This is a genomic window from Winogradskyella sp. HaHa_3_26, assembly GCF_019278425.1.
Taxonomy (GTDB): domain Bacteria; phylum Bacteroidota; class Bacteroidia; order Flavobacteriales; family Flavobacteriaceae; genus Winogradskyella; species Winogradskyella undariae.
In genome coordinates, this window is the sequence record NZ_CP058981.1 from 293,137 (window position 1) to 310,778 (window position 17,642).

17 protein-coding genes are annotated in these 17,642 nt (G+C 32.2%); 12 read left to right on the top strand and 5 right to left on the bottom strand.

From position 1 onward, the window contains the following. Positions 1–27: 27 nt before the first annotated feature. A complete protein-coding gene (locus tag H0I32_RS01285) occupies positions 28–447 on the bottom strand; it encodes a helix-turn-helix domain-containing protein (RefSeq protein ID WP_179312978.1) in 420 nt (139 codons plus the stop codon). Positions 448–676: 229 nt separating this feature from the next. Here H0I32_RS01285 and H0I32_RS01290 point away from each other — a divergent pair, with 229 nt between their 5' ends. Further along, entirely contained in the window at positions 677–874 is a 198-nt protein-coding gene (locus H0I32_RS01290) for a helix-turn-helix domain-containing protein (RefSeq protein WP_246293575.1), read from the top strand. A gap of 163 nt (positions 875–1,037) precedes the next feature. Here H0I32_RS01290 and H0I32_RS01295 read toward each other — a convergent pair whose 3' ends face one another. The 3 genes from H0I32_RS01295 to H0I32_RS01305 form a co-directional block, all read right to left on the bottom strand. Next, a complete protein-coding gene (locus H0I32_RS01295) occupies positions 1,038–1,298 on the bottom strand; it encodes a CBU_0592 family membrane protein (RefSeq protein ID WP_173589251.1) in 261 nt (86 codons plus the stop codon). Between the two features lie 116 nt (positions 1,299–1,414). Continuing rightward, complete coding sequence (locus tag H0I32_RS01300; RefSeq protein WP_173589250.1) at positions 1,415–2,284, bottom strand: helix-turn-helix domain-containing protein; 870 nt, start codon at positions 2,282–2,284, stop codon at positions 1,415–1,417. A 172-nt stretch (positions 2,285–2,456) separates the two neighbouring features. Beyond that, positions 2,457–2,657 carry a CsbD family protein gene (locus tag H0I32_RS01305; RefSeq protein WP_173589249.1) on the bottom strand — a complete coding sequence of 67 codons (201 nt, stop codon included), beginning with the start codon at positions 2,655–2,657 and terminating at the stop codon, positions 2,457–2,459. Positions 2,658–2,893: 236 nt separating this feature from the next. Here H0I32_RS01305 and H0I32_RS01310 point away from each other — a divergent pair, with 236 nt between their 5' ends. The 6 genes from H0I32_RS01310 (at position 2,894) to H0I32_RS01335 (ending at position 7,876) form a co-directional block, all read left to right on the top strand. Beyond that, complete coding sequence (locus tag H0I32_RS01310; RefSeq protein ID WP_179312977.1) at positions 2,894–3,478, top strand: TetR/AcrR family transcriptional regulator; 585 nt, start codon at positions 2,894–2,896, stop codon at positions 3,476–3,478. A gap of 1 nt (position 3,479) precedes the next feature. Next, complete coding sequence (locus H0I32_RS01315) at positions 3,480–4,148, top strand: NAD(P)H-binding protein (RefSeq protein ID WP_179312976.1); 669 nt, start codon at positions 3,480–3,482, stop codon at positions 4,146–4,148. A gap of 10 nt (positions 4,149–4,158) precedes the next feature. Then, positions 4,159–4,791: an NAD(P)H-dependent oxidoreductase gene (locus tag H0I32_RS01320; protein ID WP_179312975.1), complete on the top strand. Its 633-nt coding sequence runs from the start codon at positions 4,159–4,161 to the stop codon at positions 4,789–4,791. 12 nt (positions 4,792–4,803) lie between these two features. Next, positions 4,804–5,802: an NADP-dependent oxidoreductase gene (locus H0I32_RS01325; protein ID WP_179313294.1), complete on the top strand. Its 999-nt coding sequence runs from the start codon at positions 4,804–4,806 to the stop codon at positions 5,800–5,802. 98 nt (positions 5,803–5,900) lie between these two features. Further along, the gene (locus H0I32_RS01330; protein WP_173589244.1) at positions 5,901–7,061 is read left to right on the top strand and encodes an iron-containing alcohol dehydrogenase; all 1,161 of its coding nucleotides are present in this window, start codon (positions 5,901–5,903) and stop codon (positions 7,059–7,061) included. Positions 7,062–7,069: 8 nt separating this feature from the next. Further along, positions 7,070–7,876, top strand: coding sequence for a type 1 glutamine amidotransferase domain-containing protein (locus tag H0I32_RS01335; RefSeq protein WP_179312974.1), 807 nt, complete (start codon positions 7,070–7,072; stop codon positions 7,874–7,876). 102 nt (positions 7,877–7,978) lie between these two features. On the opposite strand, the gene H0I32_RS01340 is transcribed toward H0I32_RS01335, so the two are convergent. After that, on the bottom strand, positions 7,979–8,839 hold the full coding sequence (locus tag H0I32_RS01340; RefSeq protein ID WP_179312973.1) for a hypothetical protein: 861 nt from the start codon (positions 8,837–8,839) through the stop codon (positions 7,979–7,981). Between the two features lie 163 nt (positions 8,840–9,002). On the opposite strand from H0I32_RS01340, the gene H0I32_RS01345 reads away from it, so the two are divergent. From H0I32_RS01345 to H0I32_RS01365, 5 genes are all read left to right on the top strand, one after another. After that, entirely contained in the window at positions 9,003–9,647 is a 645-nt protein-coding gene (locus H0I32_RS01345) for a thiamine phosphate synthase (protein WP_179312972.1), read from the top strand. Positions 9,648–9,718: 71 nt separating this feature from the next. Next, positions 9,719–10,618, top strand: a complete 900-nt coding sequence (locus tag H0I32_RS01350) for an EamA family transporter (RefSeq protein WP_179312971.1) — start codon at positions 9,719–9,721, stop codon at positions 10,616–10,618. 34 nt (positions 10,619–10,652) lie between these two features. Further along, on the top strand, positions 10,653–11,573 hold the full coding sequence (locus H0I32_RS01355; protein ID WP_179312970.1) for a glutaminase: 921 nt from the start codon (positions 10,653–10,655) through the stop codon (positions 11,571–11,573). 163 nt (positions 11,574–11,736) lie between these two features. Further along, positions 11,737–15,069 carry a DUF2126 domain-containing protein gene (locus H0I32_RS01360; RefSeq protein WP_179312969.1) on the top strand — a complete coding sequence of 1,111 codons (3,333 nt, stop codon included), beginning with the start codon at positions 11,737–11,739 and terminating at the stop codon, positions 15,067–15,069. Between the two features lie 19 nt (positions 15,070–15,088). Continuing rightward, on the top strand, positions 15,089–17,641 hold the full coding sequence (locus H0I32_RS01365; protein ID WP_179312968.1) for a circularly permuted type 2 ATP-grasp protein: 2,553 nt from the start codon (positions 15,089–15,091) through the stop codon (positions 17,639–17,641). The last annotated feature ends 1 nt before the right edge of the window (position 17,642 follow it).

Sequence of the window (17,642 nt, forward strand, 5' to 3'; positions counted from 1 at the left end):
TATATACTTATCTGTTAATTTAATATACTAATCTTTAAATCGCTCCCATTTTATGAGCATAAATTTATCACCCAATTCAGTGACAACAACACCTGCACCTTTTATATTTTCAGGCTCTGAAAAATAGCGACCAAGCTCATTTGCATTTAGAATTTTATAAGTCGGGTGATAATTAGAGTTATAAGGGCGTTTAATATTGTATTTTTTTACCCAATTCATAACACTGACATGAGAAATTCCTAATATGCGCTCAATTTCTCGATAAGTGAGCCCTTCTAAATAAAGTTGCAGTGATTTATTAACATAGTAGTCATCTATCTTCTTTCCTATCTTATTAACTGTGAAATAATAATTACATTTTTTACACTTGTAACGTTGCCTTTTATTCACTATTCCGCTCTTAACATACTGATCGCTACTGCAATTTGGACATAAATCTATAGTCATATATAGTTATTTAGCATAAATATATCAAATCAGCAATATACACAACAATAAATAGTTAAAATATTTTCAAATCAATAATAATTAAACTTAAAATTTATCATTTTCATTATTATAAATGAATAAATTATCAAAATCAAAAAAGACCTACACACAACGTATATAGATCTTTTTTCAAAATAAAATTTATAATAAAGATATTACAGTAGATCAATTGGCCAATAAAGCCCATATGAGTGCTTCTCACTTTCATAAACAGTTTAAAAATACTTTTGGCATTTCACCTATTGATTATATAAATTCAGAAAAAATTAAATTCTCTAAAAAACTGATTAAATCATCTCAAAATTTAAGAATGTCGGAAATAGTATTTCAATCTGGCTTTAATAATACAAGCTATTTTAATCGACAATTAAAAAAATGGAAATGATGACGCCTCAGTAATTTAAAGCTTCTATAAATAATCAGATATAACCATCACATGTTCTGTATATCTTAAAGTTACTTTAATTCAAAAATAATTATAGAAACTAAAAAAAGGCTACAAATTAGTAGCCTTATATATTCTTAAAGTAAGTATTATTGATTGTATATTATTTTATTGAAACCAAGATTCTTTCTTTTTTCTTAGTTCTATACAGAGTCAATGTTGCCATAACACTCCATATTATATTAGATACGAAAGACGGAATTGCACTATAGTAATAACAGTTAATAGCAATTAAAAGTGCTCCAAAAAGATTTAAGTACTTAGCATAGTCAAAGTACCTTTTGTTTTCTATAATTGTTAGTCCATAAGCAAGAACTAAAAAGCCAGAACCTGACCAACCTAATACGTCAATTACTAATTTCATTTCTCTTAATTTGTTTCATTTTATTTAAGTGAATCATGAAGCAAATTTGCAACAACCTCCTTAATTTAAAATGATAAAAAAGCAACAATAAATGGTAATTTTTCGCCCTAATAAAATTATCTAGAAAATCTATTTCTAAATTCAGTTGGCGTTATACTTTGATGTTTTTTAAAGTATTTCACAAAATTAGTAGGCTCTTCAAAACCAAGTGTGTAACCTATTTCTTTCACACTATAAACTGTATGTACTAATAAACGTTTAGCCTCTAAAATAACTCTTGCATCTATCATGTGCTTTGGAGTAATAGCCATAACCTTTAAAGTCGCTGAGCTTAATCGTTTTTGAGTTACGTTTAATTGGAAAGTATATTTTGTTACAGATTTTTGCACTTTAAAATGCTTATCTATAAGATCTCTAAACTTAATAACAAAATCTAAATCAGTTCCTTTATTTATAATAACATTATTTTGATTTTGCTTTTCTCGTTCTGATATCAATAACAAGTTCTTAAGCTGATTTCGTATAATATCTGAACTGTAAATATCAACGTCATTAGCTAATTCTGTTTTAATAAATTTAAAAAAACTATTAAAAATCGGAATTAGCTTTTTTATCTTCAATGTTGTCACTGAAAACATATCGTTAAACAACATGTTACTCATAAGAAACTTAGTATCTTCTTCTGTTTTACAGAAAAAATTATCTGTAAAAAGTAAAACCTCTCCATCAATCTGCTCCGTTTTATCAAAACATTGAACACTATTTTTATCTACAAATAAAATTGTATTTGGTATTATCTCAATGGTATTAAGATCAACCACATGCTTAGGGAAACCTGTTTTAAACCATATAATTTGATAAAAATCGGCACGGTGCGGAATGATTAATTCATTAAACGAACTAGAATAAAGCGCTCTTAGGTTACGATGTTCAAATTCGTAAGGTAATCCCTGCTTAAAACCATATTTTCGAATACCTGATATCACTTAATATTTCTTTTAACTTAGAACAAAAGTATGTGTTTTTTTCAAAATGAAAGTTGAACATCGATAACAACTAATAATTTAGTTTTAATTAGACTTAGTAAATCATTTTGAATAAAATTTAACAAAAAAAATCCCACTTTCGTAGGATTCTTATCTGACTAATTATAGTCTATTAATTTATTAAATCATTTAAATATTCGTTTACTTTTTCTTTGGTTTCTCCTGTACGTTTTTGAATTCTCCCCACTAATTCATCTTCCTTTCCTTCCACATAATCTAAATCGTCATCAGTGAGTTCTCCCCACTTTTGCTTAATTTTTCCTTTAGCTATATTCCAATTTCCTTTTGCTTTATCTTCCCATGCTTTTGACATAATTCTTGAGTTTTTATAGTTAATGCAAATCCTTGTGATTCGCTATGATGCAAAGGTAATAGGCTTTGTAAAGGTGTTTTAGCTCTATTCATTTATTAGTTGACTCGTTTCACTAAACAATGTTATCCTTGTTAATAGTAGATAAGAATCTATTTATAAGACTAAACATAAACCTTTGTTAAAAAAAAGAATGAACGTTCATTTTTAGTTACATTTGTACCAGAATTAAAATTATCATGGCAAAACTTCAAAAAAGTATAGACAAAAGAAACGCATTAGTTAAAGCAACCATAGAGTTGGTCAATAACAATGGATTTCACGCTACTCCAATGAGTAAAATTGCAAAAATGGCAAAAGTATCGCCTGCAACAATTTATCTCTATTTTGAAAACAAACAAGATTTAGTTAATCAAACTTATATCGAAGTTAAAGCAGAATATACCAATTATGCTTTTGCAACTTACGAAGAAAATATGTCCGTTGAAGATGGTTTTGAATTGATTTGGAAACGCATAGCAGATTTTAAATTAAAAGAGTGCGAACACGCTATGTTTTTAGCCCAATGTGATAATACACCAATGATAGATGAACCCAGTAGAATTGAAGGTATAAAACACCTACAACCCCTACTCGATCTTTGGCAACGCGGCAAAAAAGAAGGTTTAGTAAAACCTCTATCTGATTTTATTTTGTACGCCTATGCCATTAATCCTCTATCATTTTTAATGATTACTCAAAAAAGAGGTGCATTTCAATTGAACGAATCTCATATACAAGAGGCTTATCAAGCGGCTTGGGATAGTATTAAAGTGAATAAGTAATATGAAAAAAACAGCTATCCTATTAGGAGCTTCAGGCTTAACAGGCTCTCATGTGCTTCAAAAGTTAATTGCTGATGAACGTTACGAGACCATCAAATTATTTTCGAGATCTAGAATTGAAAGTTTACCTCAAAATAAAGTACAACAGTTTACAGGAAACTTACTAGAGTTAGAACAATTTAAAACCGACTTTATAGCGGATGAAATATACTGTTGCATAGGTACTACAAAATCAAAAACACCAGATAAGGTGATGTATAAAAGAATTGATTATGGTATTCCTGTTGCAGCTTCAAAATTAGCAAAAGCTAATGGCATCAACACCTTTTTGGTAGTCTCTGCAATGGGTGCGAATAAAAAGAGTAGTGTCTTTTATAACAAAACTAAAGGAGAAATGGAGCAAGATGTATTAGCACTAAAAATAGCTAACACTTATATCTTCAGACCATCTTTAATTGGAGGTAATCGTGAAGAAAAAAGAACTTTAGAAAAAATAGGGCTAGCATTATTTAAAATTATTCAACCCTTATTTATCGGAGCTTTAAAAAAATATAAAATTGTTAATGCTGCTATTATTGCTGAGGCAATGATTAAGACAGCAAATACTAAAAAACATACTGAAGCCATTATTACTTCAGATCAAATTAATACAATAGGTAATAACAATTAAAAAATAAAATATGGAATTATTAGATAAATTAAAATGGCGTTACGCAGCTAAAGCAATGAACGGTGAAACTGTTCCTGAAGAAAAATTACATAACATTTTAGAAGTCGCACGCTTAGCACCAACATCAAGTGGTTTACAACCTTTTGAAATCATAGTAGTTGAAAATAAAGACTTAAAAGAACAAATTAGACCAGTAGCTTGGAACCAATCGGTAATTACAGATTGCTCTCACCTACTCGTTTTTGCAGCTTGGGATACGTATACACCAGAGCGTATTAATCATATGTTCGATTTAACAAATGATATTCGTGGTTTTAAAAATCAAGGTTGGGAAGACTACAGACAAATGTTATTAAATTCTTATCCTCAAAAAGATGCTGAAGAGAATTTTAATCACGCTGCTAAACAAGCCTATATCGCTTTTTCTCAAGCTTTAACTGCTGCTGCTTTTGAAGGTGTTGATGCGACACCAATTGAAGGTTTTGACCCAGATGCTGTAGATAAAATTCTTGGATTACGAGAAAAAGGATTACGCAGTGCTGTTTTAATGCCAATTGGTTATAGAAAAGAAAATGAAGATTGGTTAGTAAATCTTGTTAAGGTGAGAAAACCTATGGAAGAGTTAGTAACTGTAATGAAATAAAAACAAAACATGATGACAAAGACTATATCATTAAAAAATAGACCTCAAGGAAAACCATCACTATCTAATTTTGAATTTACAACAGACAATTCAGAATTAACAATTAAAGATGGAGAACTCCTTTTAGAAACCACCTATGTTTCTGTAGATCCTTATTTAAGAGGAAGAATGAGCGATGCAAAATCGTACGTACCACCTTTTAAACTTAACGAACCTGTACATTCTGGCGTTATCGCTAAAGTGATCAGTTCAAAAAATGAAAAATTTACAGAAGGAGACTATGTTTCTGGTATGTTAAACTGGCAAACAAAACAAGTTTCTAATGGCGAAGGACTTAATAAGGTAGATCCATCTAAAGCACCATTAAGTGCTTATTTAGGGATTTTAGGGATGACTGGTTTAACCGCGTATTGTGGCTTAACAGAAATAGGAAAACCTAAAAAAGGAGAAACTTTAGTGGTTTCTGGTGCTGCTGGAGCCGTTGGTTCTGTGGTTGGACAAATCGGAAAAATACTAGGATTAAGAGTGATTGGTATTGCGGGTTCTGATGAAAAAGTAGAGCTATTAAAATCAAAATTTGGTTTTGATGAAGGCATCAATTACAACACGACTGAAAACATGCAAGAAGCTATTGCTAAAGCAGCACCTAACGGTGTAGATGTTTATTTCGATAATGTTGGAGGACCAATTTCGGATGGTGTTTTAGTTAATATTAACCAATTAGCAAGAATCATAATTTGTGGTGCAATTTCAGTTTACAACAGTACAGAAGCACCAAAAAGCTTAAGTGTACAACCATTTTTAGTAAAAAACAGTGCTTTAATGCAAGGTTTTATCGTTTCTAATTATGCAGCTAAATTTCCAGAAGCGATTAAACAATTAGCAACTTGGTTAGCTGAAGATAAATTAACCTATTCTGAAACTGTAGTTGAAGGTTTTGATAACATTCCTCAAGCTTTTATAGACTTGTTTGATGGTAAGAATAAAGGTAAAATGGTTGTTAAGATTTAAAAATCAAATGACAACTAGTCCTAATAGTTTCATTCCTAGAATTGTTCACTAGAGAGCATTTTAGAATGGATTATACAAAATAAAAAAAAGAAAAGAAAATGAATAATTTTGAATTTAAAAACCCTACCAAAATCATATTTGGTAAGGATACCATAGAAAAACTAGAAAACGAAATCCCTAAGGATGCAAAAGTCTTATTACTTTATGGAGGCGGAAGTATTAAAAAGAACGGCATTTACGACCAAGTAAAAACAGCTTTAGCTAAAGTAGATGTTGTTGAGTTTGGCGGTATTCCTGCTAACCCAGAGTATTCTAAATTAATGGAAGCTCTAAAAGTAATTAAAGACGAAAACATCACCTATTTACTTGCTGTTGGTGGTGGATCTGTAATTGATGGGACTAAGTTTTTATCGGCTGCTGCTTTATATGAAGGCGACACACCTTGGGATATTTTAACTCAAAACATCAGAACAGAAAAAGGAATGCCTTTTGGTACGGTTTTAACTTTACCAGCAACAGGTTCTGAAATGAATTCTGGTTCTGTTATTACAAGAGCTGAAACTAAAGAAAAACTAGCTATGGGAGGTCCTGGTTTGTTTCCTCAGTTTTCTATTTTAGATCCACAAGTCATTACTTCTATTCCGCAACGTCAATTGGCAAACGGAATCACGGATGCTTTTACACACGTTTTAGAGCAATATATGACCTATCCTATTGGCGCTTTATTACAAGATCGTTTTGCTGAAAGTATTTTGCAAACCTTAATCGAAATCGCACCAAAAGTATTGAAAGATCCTACAGATTATAAAGCCGCTTCTAACTTTATGTGGAGTTGTACTATGGCTTTAAATGGATTAATTCAACAAGGTGTTCCTGGAGACTGGGCCGTTCATGCTATTGGTCATGAGTTAACAGCCTTATTCGGAATTGATCATGCACGTACCTTAGCGGTAATTGCACCAAGCCATTACAAATATAATTTTGAAGATAAAAAAGAAAAATTAGCACAGTACGCTGAGCGTGTTTGGAATATTACAGAAGGAACTACTAATGACAAAGCTTATGCTGCCATTGATAGAACGGAAGCATTTTTCCATGAATTAGGAATTGATACTAAACTTTCAGATTACACTAAAGATTATGAGGGGACTGCTGAAGAAATTTCAAAACGTTTTGTAGAACGTAAATGGATGGGATTAGGAGAGCACAAAACCTTATCACCAGACCGTGTAGAGAAAATTGTTAAAATGGCTTATTAATTTTAGAAATGAAATTAATAAAAACCATGGCTTTTGTACTTATCAGTATAATAGCTTTCAGTTGTAATAACGCACAAAAAGAATCACCTTCTGAAAACGTTTCGGAAGCTATAAAAGAATTTAAAAAACAACATACAATGAACGTATTATTTGTATTAACGTCTCACGATCAATTAGGAGACACCGGAAAAAAAACAGGATTTTGGGTTGAAGAATTCGCTAGTCCATATTACACCTTATTAGATAAAGGTGCAAACATTACTATTGCAACACCAAAAGGTGGTGCAGCACCAATAGACCCAAGTAGTGATGGTCCTGATGCTGCAACAGCAGCAACAGAACGTTACAATAAAGATGATGAGGCAAAACAAAAAATAGCAAACACAAAAGTATTAGCAGATATAAATGCTGATGATTTTGATGCGGTATTTTACCCAGGAGGTCACGGACCATTATGGGATTTGACTAACGATGCTAATTCTGTAGCATTAATTGAGAAGTTTGACCGTCAAGAAAAACCAATTGCTTTTGTTTGTCACGCCCCTGCTGTTTTAAAAGATGTTAAAAATGCAGATGGAACAGCTTTAGTTAAAGGTAAAAAAATAACCGGTTTTTCTAACAAAGAAGAAGCTGCAGTTGGTTTAACAGAAGTTGTACCTCTTTTATTAGAAGATATGCTTATTGAAAACGGAGCGATGTATTCTAATAAAGAGAATTGGGCACCTTACGCTGTACAAGACGGAAACTTAATTACAGGACAAAACCCTGCATCTTCTGAACTTGTTGCTGAAAAATTATTGGAAGCTCTAAAATAATTCCTTTAAATTACCCTTACTAATTAATTAGTATTAAAAAGCCTGTATAACATTTTGTTTACAGGCTTTTGTGTGTTTTTAAAATATATAATATTCTATTATTTAATCATCACATGTAGCAATAAATAAACTGTTTTCAGTGAATGTAATGCCTTTTAAATCTTTTACTTCTGAAGCAATTTTATAAAATGGTTTTAACTCATTTTCATTAGGATATTCATAATATGGAAAAAACTCATTACCATATTCTAATTTTTGAGGTAAGATTTCTGTTTCGGTATACGTTTTGGCAAAATTTAAAGTTTCTTCACTTAAATCTTCATAATTTTTACCTTTTCTAAGCTTTGTATATGCATCTAACAACAAAAAACCGTCATGGTATTTCGCAATAAATGAACCGGCTTGAGAATAGTTTTCTGATAAACCAGCCAAAATAAAATCATTGTAATTTTCTTCAACTTTAAAACTATAAATACTTACACTATCCGTTGGCTCATCTTCATAATAATAGTCGTCTCTTGGTACACTTACTTCTAAGGTATTTAATTTTCCCTTTTGCTTATAATAGTAAGGATAGCTGAAACAATTTGCATTTTTATTAAATATTGGTGTAAAAGGTTCTTCACTTATTTTATTAAAACGAACGGCTAAATCTTCTCGTGAATCTACACCTATACTAACATTTACAGAATCTTTAAGCTCTGAATTAAAACGTCCATATAGCACAAACTTCGCTTCGGCATGATACGTAAATTCATAAATACCATCTGCTTTCAGTTTCCAAGTTCCTTTTCTTGCTCCACCAAAATAAGCCACTATAAAAGTTTGGTTGGGTAGAACAATAAAGGTGCTACCGCCTTCGGGGTTACCGCTGCTTTGAGCATAGGATCCCGAAATTTGATCATTCTGTGCATATAGGTTTGAAGAAATAAGTGTCATAATTATAAATAAGGCTTTCATCATATCGTAATTTATAAAATTAAAGATATGTTGAATTTTTAATACATAGGAATTATTAAAATATATTTAAATAAAACTTATGTAACCTTCCTATGATTAGCATACACTCCACTAAACATTTGTATTTTTGCATGCTTGTTGCAACATCATAACCTTAATTAAAAACATGATCGTATCTAAACTACATTATATATCTGAAGGAAATACACCTGAAGAACATTTACAAAACATACAAAGTGCTTGTACCTCTGGCGTAGAATTAGTGCAACTAAATTTACAAAATCTATCTGAAGACCAACTATTGGAAGTCGCTAAATCTGCTAGAGAAATTACATTCCATTTTCAAACCCGATTGGTTATCAGTAAAAATTACAAAATAGCAAAAGAAGTTAAAGCGGAAGGTGTTTATTTGGAAACAACTGACGTCTGCCCTACTGAAGTTAGAAAACATTTACACACTTGGCAAATTATAGGAAGTGCAGCGCATAATCTTCAAGATTGTGAAACCTTAATCACTAAAAAAGTAGATTATATCTGTTTAGGGCCTTTTAAATCTTCAACAACTAGCAAAACTGATATTCCTGAGCTAGGACTAAAAGATTACGAAGCCATCACAGCTATTTTAAATACAGAAATCCCAATACTTGGTTTTGGAAATATTACCACAGATGATGTGACTGACCTCTTAGAATCTGGCCTTTCAGGAATTGCTGTAGACCAAGCCATCACGCAAAATTTTGATAGTATTAAAGTCTTTAATCATTTACTAAAAGCATCTGTTACAGCAGAACAACGCCATACTTTTGAATAAGTACTTAAGCAAATACCTAAACAACCAGCAAATCACCATTCACAAATAACGAATCACTAATCACAATAAATATGTGGATGTATTTAGGCTTATTAGCCGCACTTTTTCTAGGACTACATAACTTATGTAAAAAACATGCTGTACAAGGAAATGAAGTATTCCCTGTACTTTTAGGTACCGTTTCTAGTGGGTTTCTATTTGTAGCGAGTTTCTATGTATTGTCTTTGTATTTTCCAGAATATGCCTTATCAAACGGTTATCATTTTCAGAAAATCCCTTGGCAAACGCATGGTTATATTTTTATAAAATCGATAATCATGGCGAGTTCTTGGATTCTTGCCTACCAAGCGCTTAAGCATTTACCGATTACCATTGTAACCCCAATACGATCGGCGGGTCCGTTTTTTACCTTTATTGGCGCCATTTTAATTTATCAAGAACGTCCTAATTTTTTACAATGGATTGGTTTTTTCCTCATTATCTTCTCGGTTATTCTCTATTCTAAAATCGGGAAAAAAGAAGGGATTAACTTTAAGCGTAATAAATGGATCTTTGCTATTATTGGCGCGACTTTTTTAGGGGCTTCTAGTGGATTATACGATAAATTTTTAATTCAGAATCTGACCTTAAATCCGCAAACCTTACAGTTTTGGTTTTGTTTATATACCATTCTAATTCTATTAATTATATTAACCGTAACTTGGTTTCCGCATGCCGAAAAACGTAAAGCTTTTAAGTTTAGATGGTCTATAATAGCCGTTGGTATTTTATTACAAGCGGCCGATTACTTCTATTTTAAAGCACTTCAGGATCCTGATGCATTAATCATGTTGTTGTCTGCTATAAAACGAAGCCAAATACTAATAGCAGTAGTTGTTGGAGGTCTTGTTTTTAAAGAACAAAACAAACGAAAAAAATTAGTGCCTCTAATAGGTATTATGATCGGTGTAGGCTTAATTTTGTATTCATAAAAAATAGATCAATAATTTTAACAAAGCACTATACATGGGATCAGATTTTACAATCATCATTGAGAAAGCATATAAGAAAATAAGTCTGATTAAAGATGAAGGAAAAGTAGCAACTTACATCCCTGAATTAGCTAATGTAAATCCTGATATGTTTGGTGTGCATGTTACTAAAATTGATGGGACTAATTTTGGAATTGGTAATCATCTCGAAAAATTTTCAATACAGAGTATCGTTAAAGTATTATCCTTAACGTTAGCGTATAAAATTGTAGGTGAAGATTTATGGAAACGTATTGATGTAGAACCTTCAGGTACTAAATTCGATTCCCTTTTATTGCTTGAAACCTATGGGGGGATTCCTCGTAATCCGTTTGTAAATTCTGGTGCTATAGTCATTTGCGATGTTTTAATTTCACATTTAAAAAATGCGAAAGAAGAATTTTTAGATTTTGTAAGAGATTTAAGTGATATTCCAACACTCACCTACTCTGATAAGATTGCCGATTCAGAAAAAAGAACAGGCTTTAGAAATGTAGCGCTTTGTAATTTTATTAAAGCCTTAGGTAATATTGAAAATGACCCTGCTGAAGTCTTAGATTTTTATTTTGATATCTGTTCTTTAGAAATGACTTGCCAGCAGCTTTCGCAGACTTTTACTTTTTTAGCAAATAATGGTCGTAAAATTAGTGATGATAAAAAAATTATATCTAAAACGAAATCAAAACGTATTAATGCTTTAATGTTAACTTGTGGTTTTTATGACGAGTCGGGTGAATTTGCTTTTAGAGTTGGTTTACCTGGTAAAAGTGGTGTTGGTGGTGGTATTGTAGCGTTATATCCTAATAATTACACAATAGCTGTGTGGAGCCCTAAACTAAACAAACACGGCAATTCTTTTAAAGGTATGGAACTGCTTGAAGATGTCACAACATATTCTGAATTGAGTATTTTTTAATCCTTTAAATTATGGTTTTAAAATCATTTTTGCTTTTCTTTATATTAATTCATAAAAATTTAACAAACACTTTACTACAATATCATTTTCAGGTAAAATATCTTATTTTGCAAAGAGATAGGTCACTTTCAACCTTTCGTTACTAAAACCTTATACTTCTTATATGGCATTAAAAATTGTAATATCTCACAAAACGACCTACAAATACGATCGTAAAGTTTCATTGTCACCACATGTTTTTAGATTAAGACCAGCACCTCACTCTAGAACACCAATAGAATCTTATTCGATTAAAATAACACCAGAAGATCAGTTTTTTAACTGGCAACAAGATCCTTTTGGTAATTACGTGGCACGTTTGGTATTTCCTGAAAAAACAGATGAATTGTCTGTAGACGTAGAAATTATTGCAGATTTAAAAACCATAAACCCTTTTGATTTTTTTATTGAAGAGTATGCAGAAGAATATCCTTTTGTATATACCGATACTGTTAAGAAAGAATTACAGCCGTATTTAGAAATCACAGATAAAGGCAAATTATTAGAAGGCTTTTTAAAAACCTTAGATTATACACCGAGGAAAACGATCTATTTTCTAATAGATATCAATCAGAAAATTTATGAATATCTAAGTTATAATATCCGAATGGATCCTGGTGTTCAAACTTGCGAAGAAACGCTTGATACCCAAAAAGGATCTTGTAGAGATTATGCTTGGTTATTTGTACAAACCTTACGTCATTTAGGTTTTGGGGCACGTTTTGTTTCCGGTTATTTAGTACAGTTAAAATCTGATGAAAAGTCTTTAGACGGACCTTCAGGACCTGAGGAAGATTTTACAGATTTACACGCTTGGGCAGAAGTTTACCTACCTGGTGCTGGTTGGATTGGTTTTGATGCCACTTCGGGGTTATTAGCAGGTGAAGGCCATATACCATTGGCTTGTACGCCTTCTTTTGAAAGTGCAGCTCCAGTTTCGGGTATGACAGATGTTTGTGAAACAGAATTTTTCTTTGAAAATTCTGTAAAACGAATTTTAGAATCACCAAGAGTTACAAAACCTTATACAGAAGAACAATGGAAAGCCATAGATAAGCTTGGAAATAAAGTAGAAAAACAACTTCAAAAAAACGATGTTCGCTTAACTATGGGAGGCGAACCTACGTTTATTTCAATTGATGATTTAGAATCCCCTGAATGGAACACAGCTGCAGATGGTCCATACAAAAGAAAACTAGCTAAAGACTTATCTAAACGGTTATACGAAGAGTTTGGTCATCGTGGTGTTTTTCATCATGCACAAGGAAAATGGTATCCTGGAGAACCTTTACCAAGATGGCAAATAGAAATTTGTTGGCGTAAAGATGGAAGACCTATTTGGTTTGATAAAAAATATTTAGAAACCTTTGCAGATGCTATTGTTATTCCTAAACATACAGATAAGTTATTTTTAGAAACCTTAACCAAATACTTAGGTGTTTCTACGCAGCATATTCTACCTGGTTTCGAAGATGCGTTCTACTTTTTATGGGAACACGGAAACCTACCTATAGACATCGATCCTACCAAGGACAGAGATAATACACTTGTAAAAAATAAATTAAAGGAAATATTAGAAGGAGGAACATCCGAGCCTGTGGGGCATTTATTACCTTTAAATAATACACAAGGAAAATGGTTTACAAGCGAATGGACGTTTAGAAGACAACATTTATTTCTAACCCCCGGGAATTCGCCAATGGGATTAAGATTGCCTTTAAATTCTTTACAAGAGAAACCTGAGCACGAAATTTTTCCTTCTTATGAACCTGATCTATTTTCTAAAAAGAAACGTTTACCAAGTTTTAGAAATATCATAAAGAAAAGGCATCAAGATTATATTGAAAACGGTTTAGCCCCAAACCAACCTAACTATTTTGTAAGAACAGCAATCTGTGCAGAAGTAAGAGAAGGTAAACTCTATTTATTCTTACCCCCTTTAGATTCGGCAGAAAGTTTCTTAGATTTAATTACAGCGATTGAATTTACAGCCAAAGAATTAGATGTTCCTGTTATTATGGAAGGTTACGACCCGCCAAAAGATAACAGACTAGAGTCACTTAAAATCACACCAGATCCAGGTGTAATTGAAGTTAATGTGCATCCGGTAACCAATTGGAAAGATTTATGTCATAATACATTTACTTTTTATGAGCAAGCCAAATTATCGCGTTTAGGAACTGAGAAATTTATGCTCGATGGTAAACATACCGGAACTGGAGGTGGAAATCACGTTACTTTAGGAGGTACAAGTCCAGCTGATAGTCCACTACTTCGTCAACCAAGTTTACTAAGAAGTTTATTAACCTTTTGGCAACATCACCCTGGTTTAAGTTACTTATTCTCAGGATCATTTGTGGGACCAACAAGTCAGGCTCCAAGAATAGATGAAGCTAGAACAGATAGTTTATACGAACTAGAAATTGCCTTTAGCCAAATCCCAAAAGATGGCGAAGTTCCATTTTGGTTAACCGACCGTTTATTTAGGCACCTTTTAACCGATTTAACAGGAAATACGCATAGAGCAGAATTCTGTATCGATAAATTATACTCACCAGATTCTTCAACAGGACGTTTAGGGATTTTAGAATTACGTGGTTTTGATATGCCACCACACCCTAAAATGAGTCTCGTACAAATGTTGCTCGTTAGAACCTTAGTCTCTTGGTTTTGGAAAAAACCATACGAACATAATTTAGTACGTTGGGGAACCGAATTACATGATAAATTCTTAATAGAACATTATGTAAGAGAAGATATTAAAGACATTGTTTCTCAATTAAATAAAGCAGGTTATCAATTTGAAGAAGATTGGTTTAATCCATTTTTCGAATTTAGATTTCCGCTGCATGGTATGGTTGAAATTAACAATATTCATTTAGAATTAAGAGCAGGAATTGAACCTTGGAATGTTCTAGGTGAAGAAATGACTGGCGGCGGAACGGCAAGATATGTAGATTCTTCTCTTGAAAGATTACAGGTAAAAGTTTCTAATTTTATAGATGAACGCTTTGTATTGACTTGTAACGGCGTAAAAATACAATTGAAAAACACAGGAGTTCGCGGCGAATATGTTGCAGGTATTCGTTATAAAGCCTGGAATCCATATTCGGCTTTACACCCAACCATTTCAGAAGATACCCCTCTAGTTTTTGATGTTGTAGATACCTGGAATAAGCGATCTATTGGCGGTTGTACGTATTTTGTAGCACATCCTGGCGGAAGATCTTACGATGCTTATCCTATAAATAGTTTTGAAGCTGAGTCTAGAAGAATCAATCGTTTTTGGGAATTTGGTCATACACAAGGTGAAATTAATCCGGTAGAAAACATTAACCAAGAAACGGAAAGTCCAAATAGATCGGTTGAGAAAAATAATAGTTCAAAAAGTTTTACTTACAAAGAATTACCTATTAATTTTGAATTCCCATATACGTTAGATTTACGTAAAAAATAAAAGATTGGATATTCATCCTATGAAGACCAAAACAAAGACATTATTTGAAAATTATTTTTCAGCATCAAAAAGTTATGATGAGCTACTCACTTCTAAAATGAGTATTAAAGACAATTGGAAAACATTGACTAAAAACATATTGAATATTGGTCCTGAAAACTTAGCGATAAAGCAAACAGAAATCAATTGGCTTTTAGCAGAAAATGGTGTTACTTATAATGTTTATAACGATCCAAATGGATTAAACCGTCCTTGGGATTTAAATATTGTTCCTTACATCATTCATCAAAACGAATGGAACCAAGTAGAAAAAGGAATTCAGCAAAGAGCCGAAATTCTAAATCTTGTTTTAAAAGATTTATACGGTAACAGAGCGTTACTTAAAAATGGAATAATTCCACCAGAAGCCATCTATGCACATAGTGGTTTTTTACGTGCTTGCGACCAGATACAATATAAAAGCGCTAAACAACTTTCAATCTATGCGGCAGATTTAGCTCGTGGTCCTGACGGAAGATTGTGGGTTGTAAATGATAGAACACAAGCACCTTCTGGTATGGGATATGCTTTAGAGAATCGGTTTTCTACAAGCAAAATTATACCAGAATTATATACAGATATCAACGTAGCACAACCCTCTAACTTTTTTAACGACTTCAATACATTGTTGCAAAATTCAGCATGTACAAATGTTGAAAGTCCAATGGTTGTGATTTTAACCCCCGGACCGCATAATGAAACTTATTTTGAGCATTCTTATTTATCATCTTTCCTAGGCTACCCGTTGGTTAAAGGGAATGATTTAGTAGTTAGACATGGAAAAGTATGGTTAAAGTCTTTAAAAGGTTTAAAACAAATTGATGTTATTTTAAGACGAATTGATGATACCTTTATGGATCCCTTAGAGCTACGAGAAGATTCTTATTTAGGAGTTGCAGGATTGCTCGAAGCTGTTCGTTTACAAAATGTAACTATTATAAACCCTATTGGTAGTGGTATTTTAGAGAACCCTGCTTTAATTCCTTTTATGGAAAATATTTGCAAATATTTTTTAGACGAAGAATTAATCTTACCTCAAATCGCCTCTTGGTGGTGTGGACAAGAAAAAGAAAGAAAACATGTTTTAGCAGACTTACCATCATTTGTGGTAAAACGAATAGACAAATCCCATAGAGAACATATTTATTTCTGTGAATTTTTAGATAAAAAAGCACTTAAAAATCTTAAAAAAGAAATCTTACAATATCCTTACAAATTTGTAGCGCAAGAAAAAATATCCTTCTCTACAGCCCCTAATTATATTAAAAACCTGCTAGAACCACGTAAGATTTCTTGCAGAACATTTGCTATAGCAAAAGATGATGGTTATAGTGTTATGCCTGGTGGATTGGTTAGAGTAGCGCCAGAACGTGAAGAGTTATTTGTATCTAACCAACGCGGAGGCACAAGTAAAGATTTTTGGGTTATTAACGATAAACCACAGCCTAATCTTCAAAATTATTCTTGGAGTAAAACAAATTCTAGCCCATCAATAGACATCAACGATGTACCAAGCAGCACTGCTGAAAATTTATTTTGGTCCGGGAGATATATAGGAAGAGCTTTAATCACGGCACGCTATTTAAGAATGGTATTGAGCCAAATGACACACGCACAATACAACGACCGAAAACCAGAATCTGAAAGTTTAAAAATATTATTTCAATCTATTACTAAAATCACCTCTACCTTTCCTGGGTTTATGACGGAAGATGAAGACGTTTTAAAAAACCCATTAAATGAAATTAAAGACATTATAATTGACGAAAATAAAATAGGCAGTTTTGCACAATCCATGCAAAGTTTCCATTTCTCTTATTATGCACTTCGTAATTTATGGTCTAGAGATATGTGGCGTGTTTTTGACGGCATTGAAAAACATATTAAAAACTTAAAAAAAGAAGAAAATTATACCGTTTATAAACTGACTAGTTTTTTCGATAAAATTATTACCAGACTCATTGCTTTTATGGCACTTACAGAGCAAAGTATTTTAGTTAGACAAGGACTTCTACTCTATTTTATTGGATTACAGATAGAAACAAGTGCTATGAATATCGAAAAATTTAGAGCCTTACTTATCGTAAATTATGATGAAGAGTTAGAATATGAAATTTTAGAATCGTTATTAAACAGTCACGAAAGTTTAAATATATATAGATACAGTTACAACTCTTATTTAAGTATAGAGAACGTCATAAATTTAATCATCCTAGATAAAGAATATTCAAGATCTTTAACTTGTCAATTACACCGACTAAAAAAGGATATTGATAAATTACCTGCTACCAATAAAAACGCTGAGCTCACCCTTTGTCAAGAAAAAATGAATCTTGTTATTTCTAAAATGGAAAGTTTAGATTTAGAAGATATGCTAGAAATAGACCAAAAATCTAATATGCGCCAGAATCTTGATGATTTATTATCAGATTTAAGCGAGTTGCTGCACACGACATCCATGTCTATTTCAGATACTTATTTTAATCATTCTCAACCACAAAAGCAGTTGGTAAACAGAAATATTACAAATTAAT

Bases quoted from the DNA above. Each gene is read 5' to 3' on its own strand.
- H0I32_RS01285 (WP_179312978.1), bottom strand. From the start codon at position 447: ATGACTATAGATTTATGTCCAAATTGCAGTAGCGATCAGTATGTTAAG.
- H0I32_RS01290 (WP_246293575.1), top strand. From the start codon at position 677: ATGAGTGCTTCTCACTTTCATAAACAGTTTAAAAATACTTTTGGCATT.
- H0I32_RS01295 (WP_173589251.1), bottom strand. From the start codon at position 1,298: ATGAAATTAGTAATTGACGTATTAGGTTGGTCAGGTTCTGGCTTTTTA.
- H0I32_RS01305 (WP_173589249.1), bottom strand. From the start codon at position 2,657: ATGTCAAAAGCATGGGAAGATAAAGCAAAAGGAAATTGGAATATAGCT.
- H0I32_RS01310 (WP_179312977.1), top strand. From the start codon at position 2,894: ATGGCAAAACTTCAAAAAAGTATAGACAAAAGAAACGCATTAGTTAAA.
- H0I32_RS01315 (WP_179312976.1), top strand. From the start codon at position 3,480: ATGAAAAAAACAGCTATCCTATTAGGAGCTTCAGGCTTAACAGGCTCT.
- H0I32_RS01320 (WP_179312975.1), top strand. From the start codon at position 4,159: ATGGAATTATTAGATAAATTAAAATGGCGTTACGCAGCTAAAGCAATG.
- H0I32_RS01325 (WP_179313294.1), top strand. From the start codon at position 4,804: ATGACAAAGACTATATCATTAAAAAATAGACCTCAAGGAAAACCATCA.
- H0I32_RS01330 (WP_173589244.1), top strand. From the start codon at position 5,901: ATGAATAATTTTGAATTTAAAAACCCTACCAAAATCATATTTGGTAAG.
- H0I32_RS01335 (WP_179312974.1), top strand. From the start codon at position 7,070: ATGAAATTAATAAAAACCATGGCTTTTGTACTTATCAGTATAATAGCT.
- H0I32_RS01340 (WP_179312973.1), bottom strand. From the start codon at position 8,839: ATGATGAAAGCCTTATTTATAATTATGACACTTATTTCTTCAAACCTA.
- H0I32_RS01345 (WP_179312972.1), top strand. From the start codon at position 9,003: ATGATCGTATCTAAACTACATTATATATCTGAAGGAAATACACCTGAA.
- H0I32_RS01350 (WP_179312971.1), top strand. From the start codon at position 9,719: ATGTGGATGTATTTAGGCTTATTAGCCGCACTTTTTCTAGGACTACAT.
- H0I32_RS01355 (WP_179312970.1), top strand. From the start codon at position 10,653: ATGGGATCAGATTTTACAATCATCATTGAGAAAGCATATAAGAAAATA.
- H0I32_RS01360 (WP_179312969.1), top strand. From the start codon at position 11,737: ATGGCATTAAAAATTGTAATATCTCACAAAACGACCTACAAATACGAT.
- H0I32_RS01365 (WP_179312968.1), top strand. From the start codon at position 15,089: ATGAAGACCAAAACAAAGACATTATTTGAAAATTATTTTTCAGCATCA.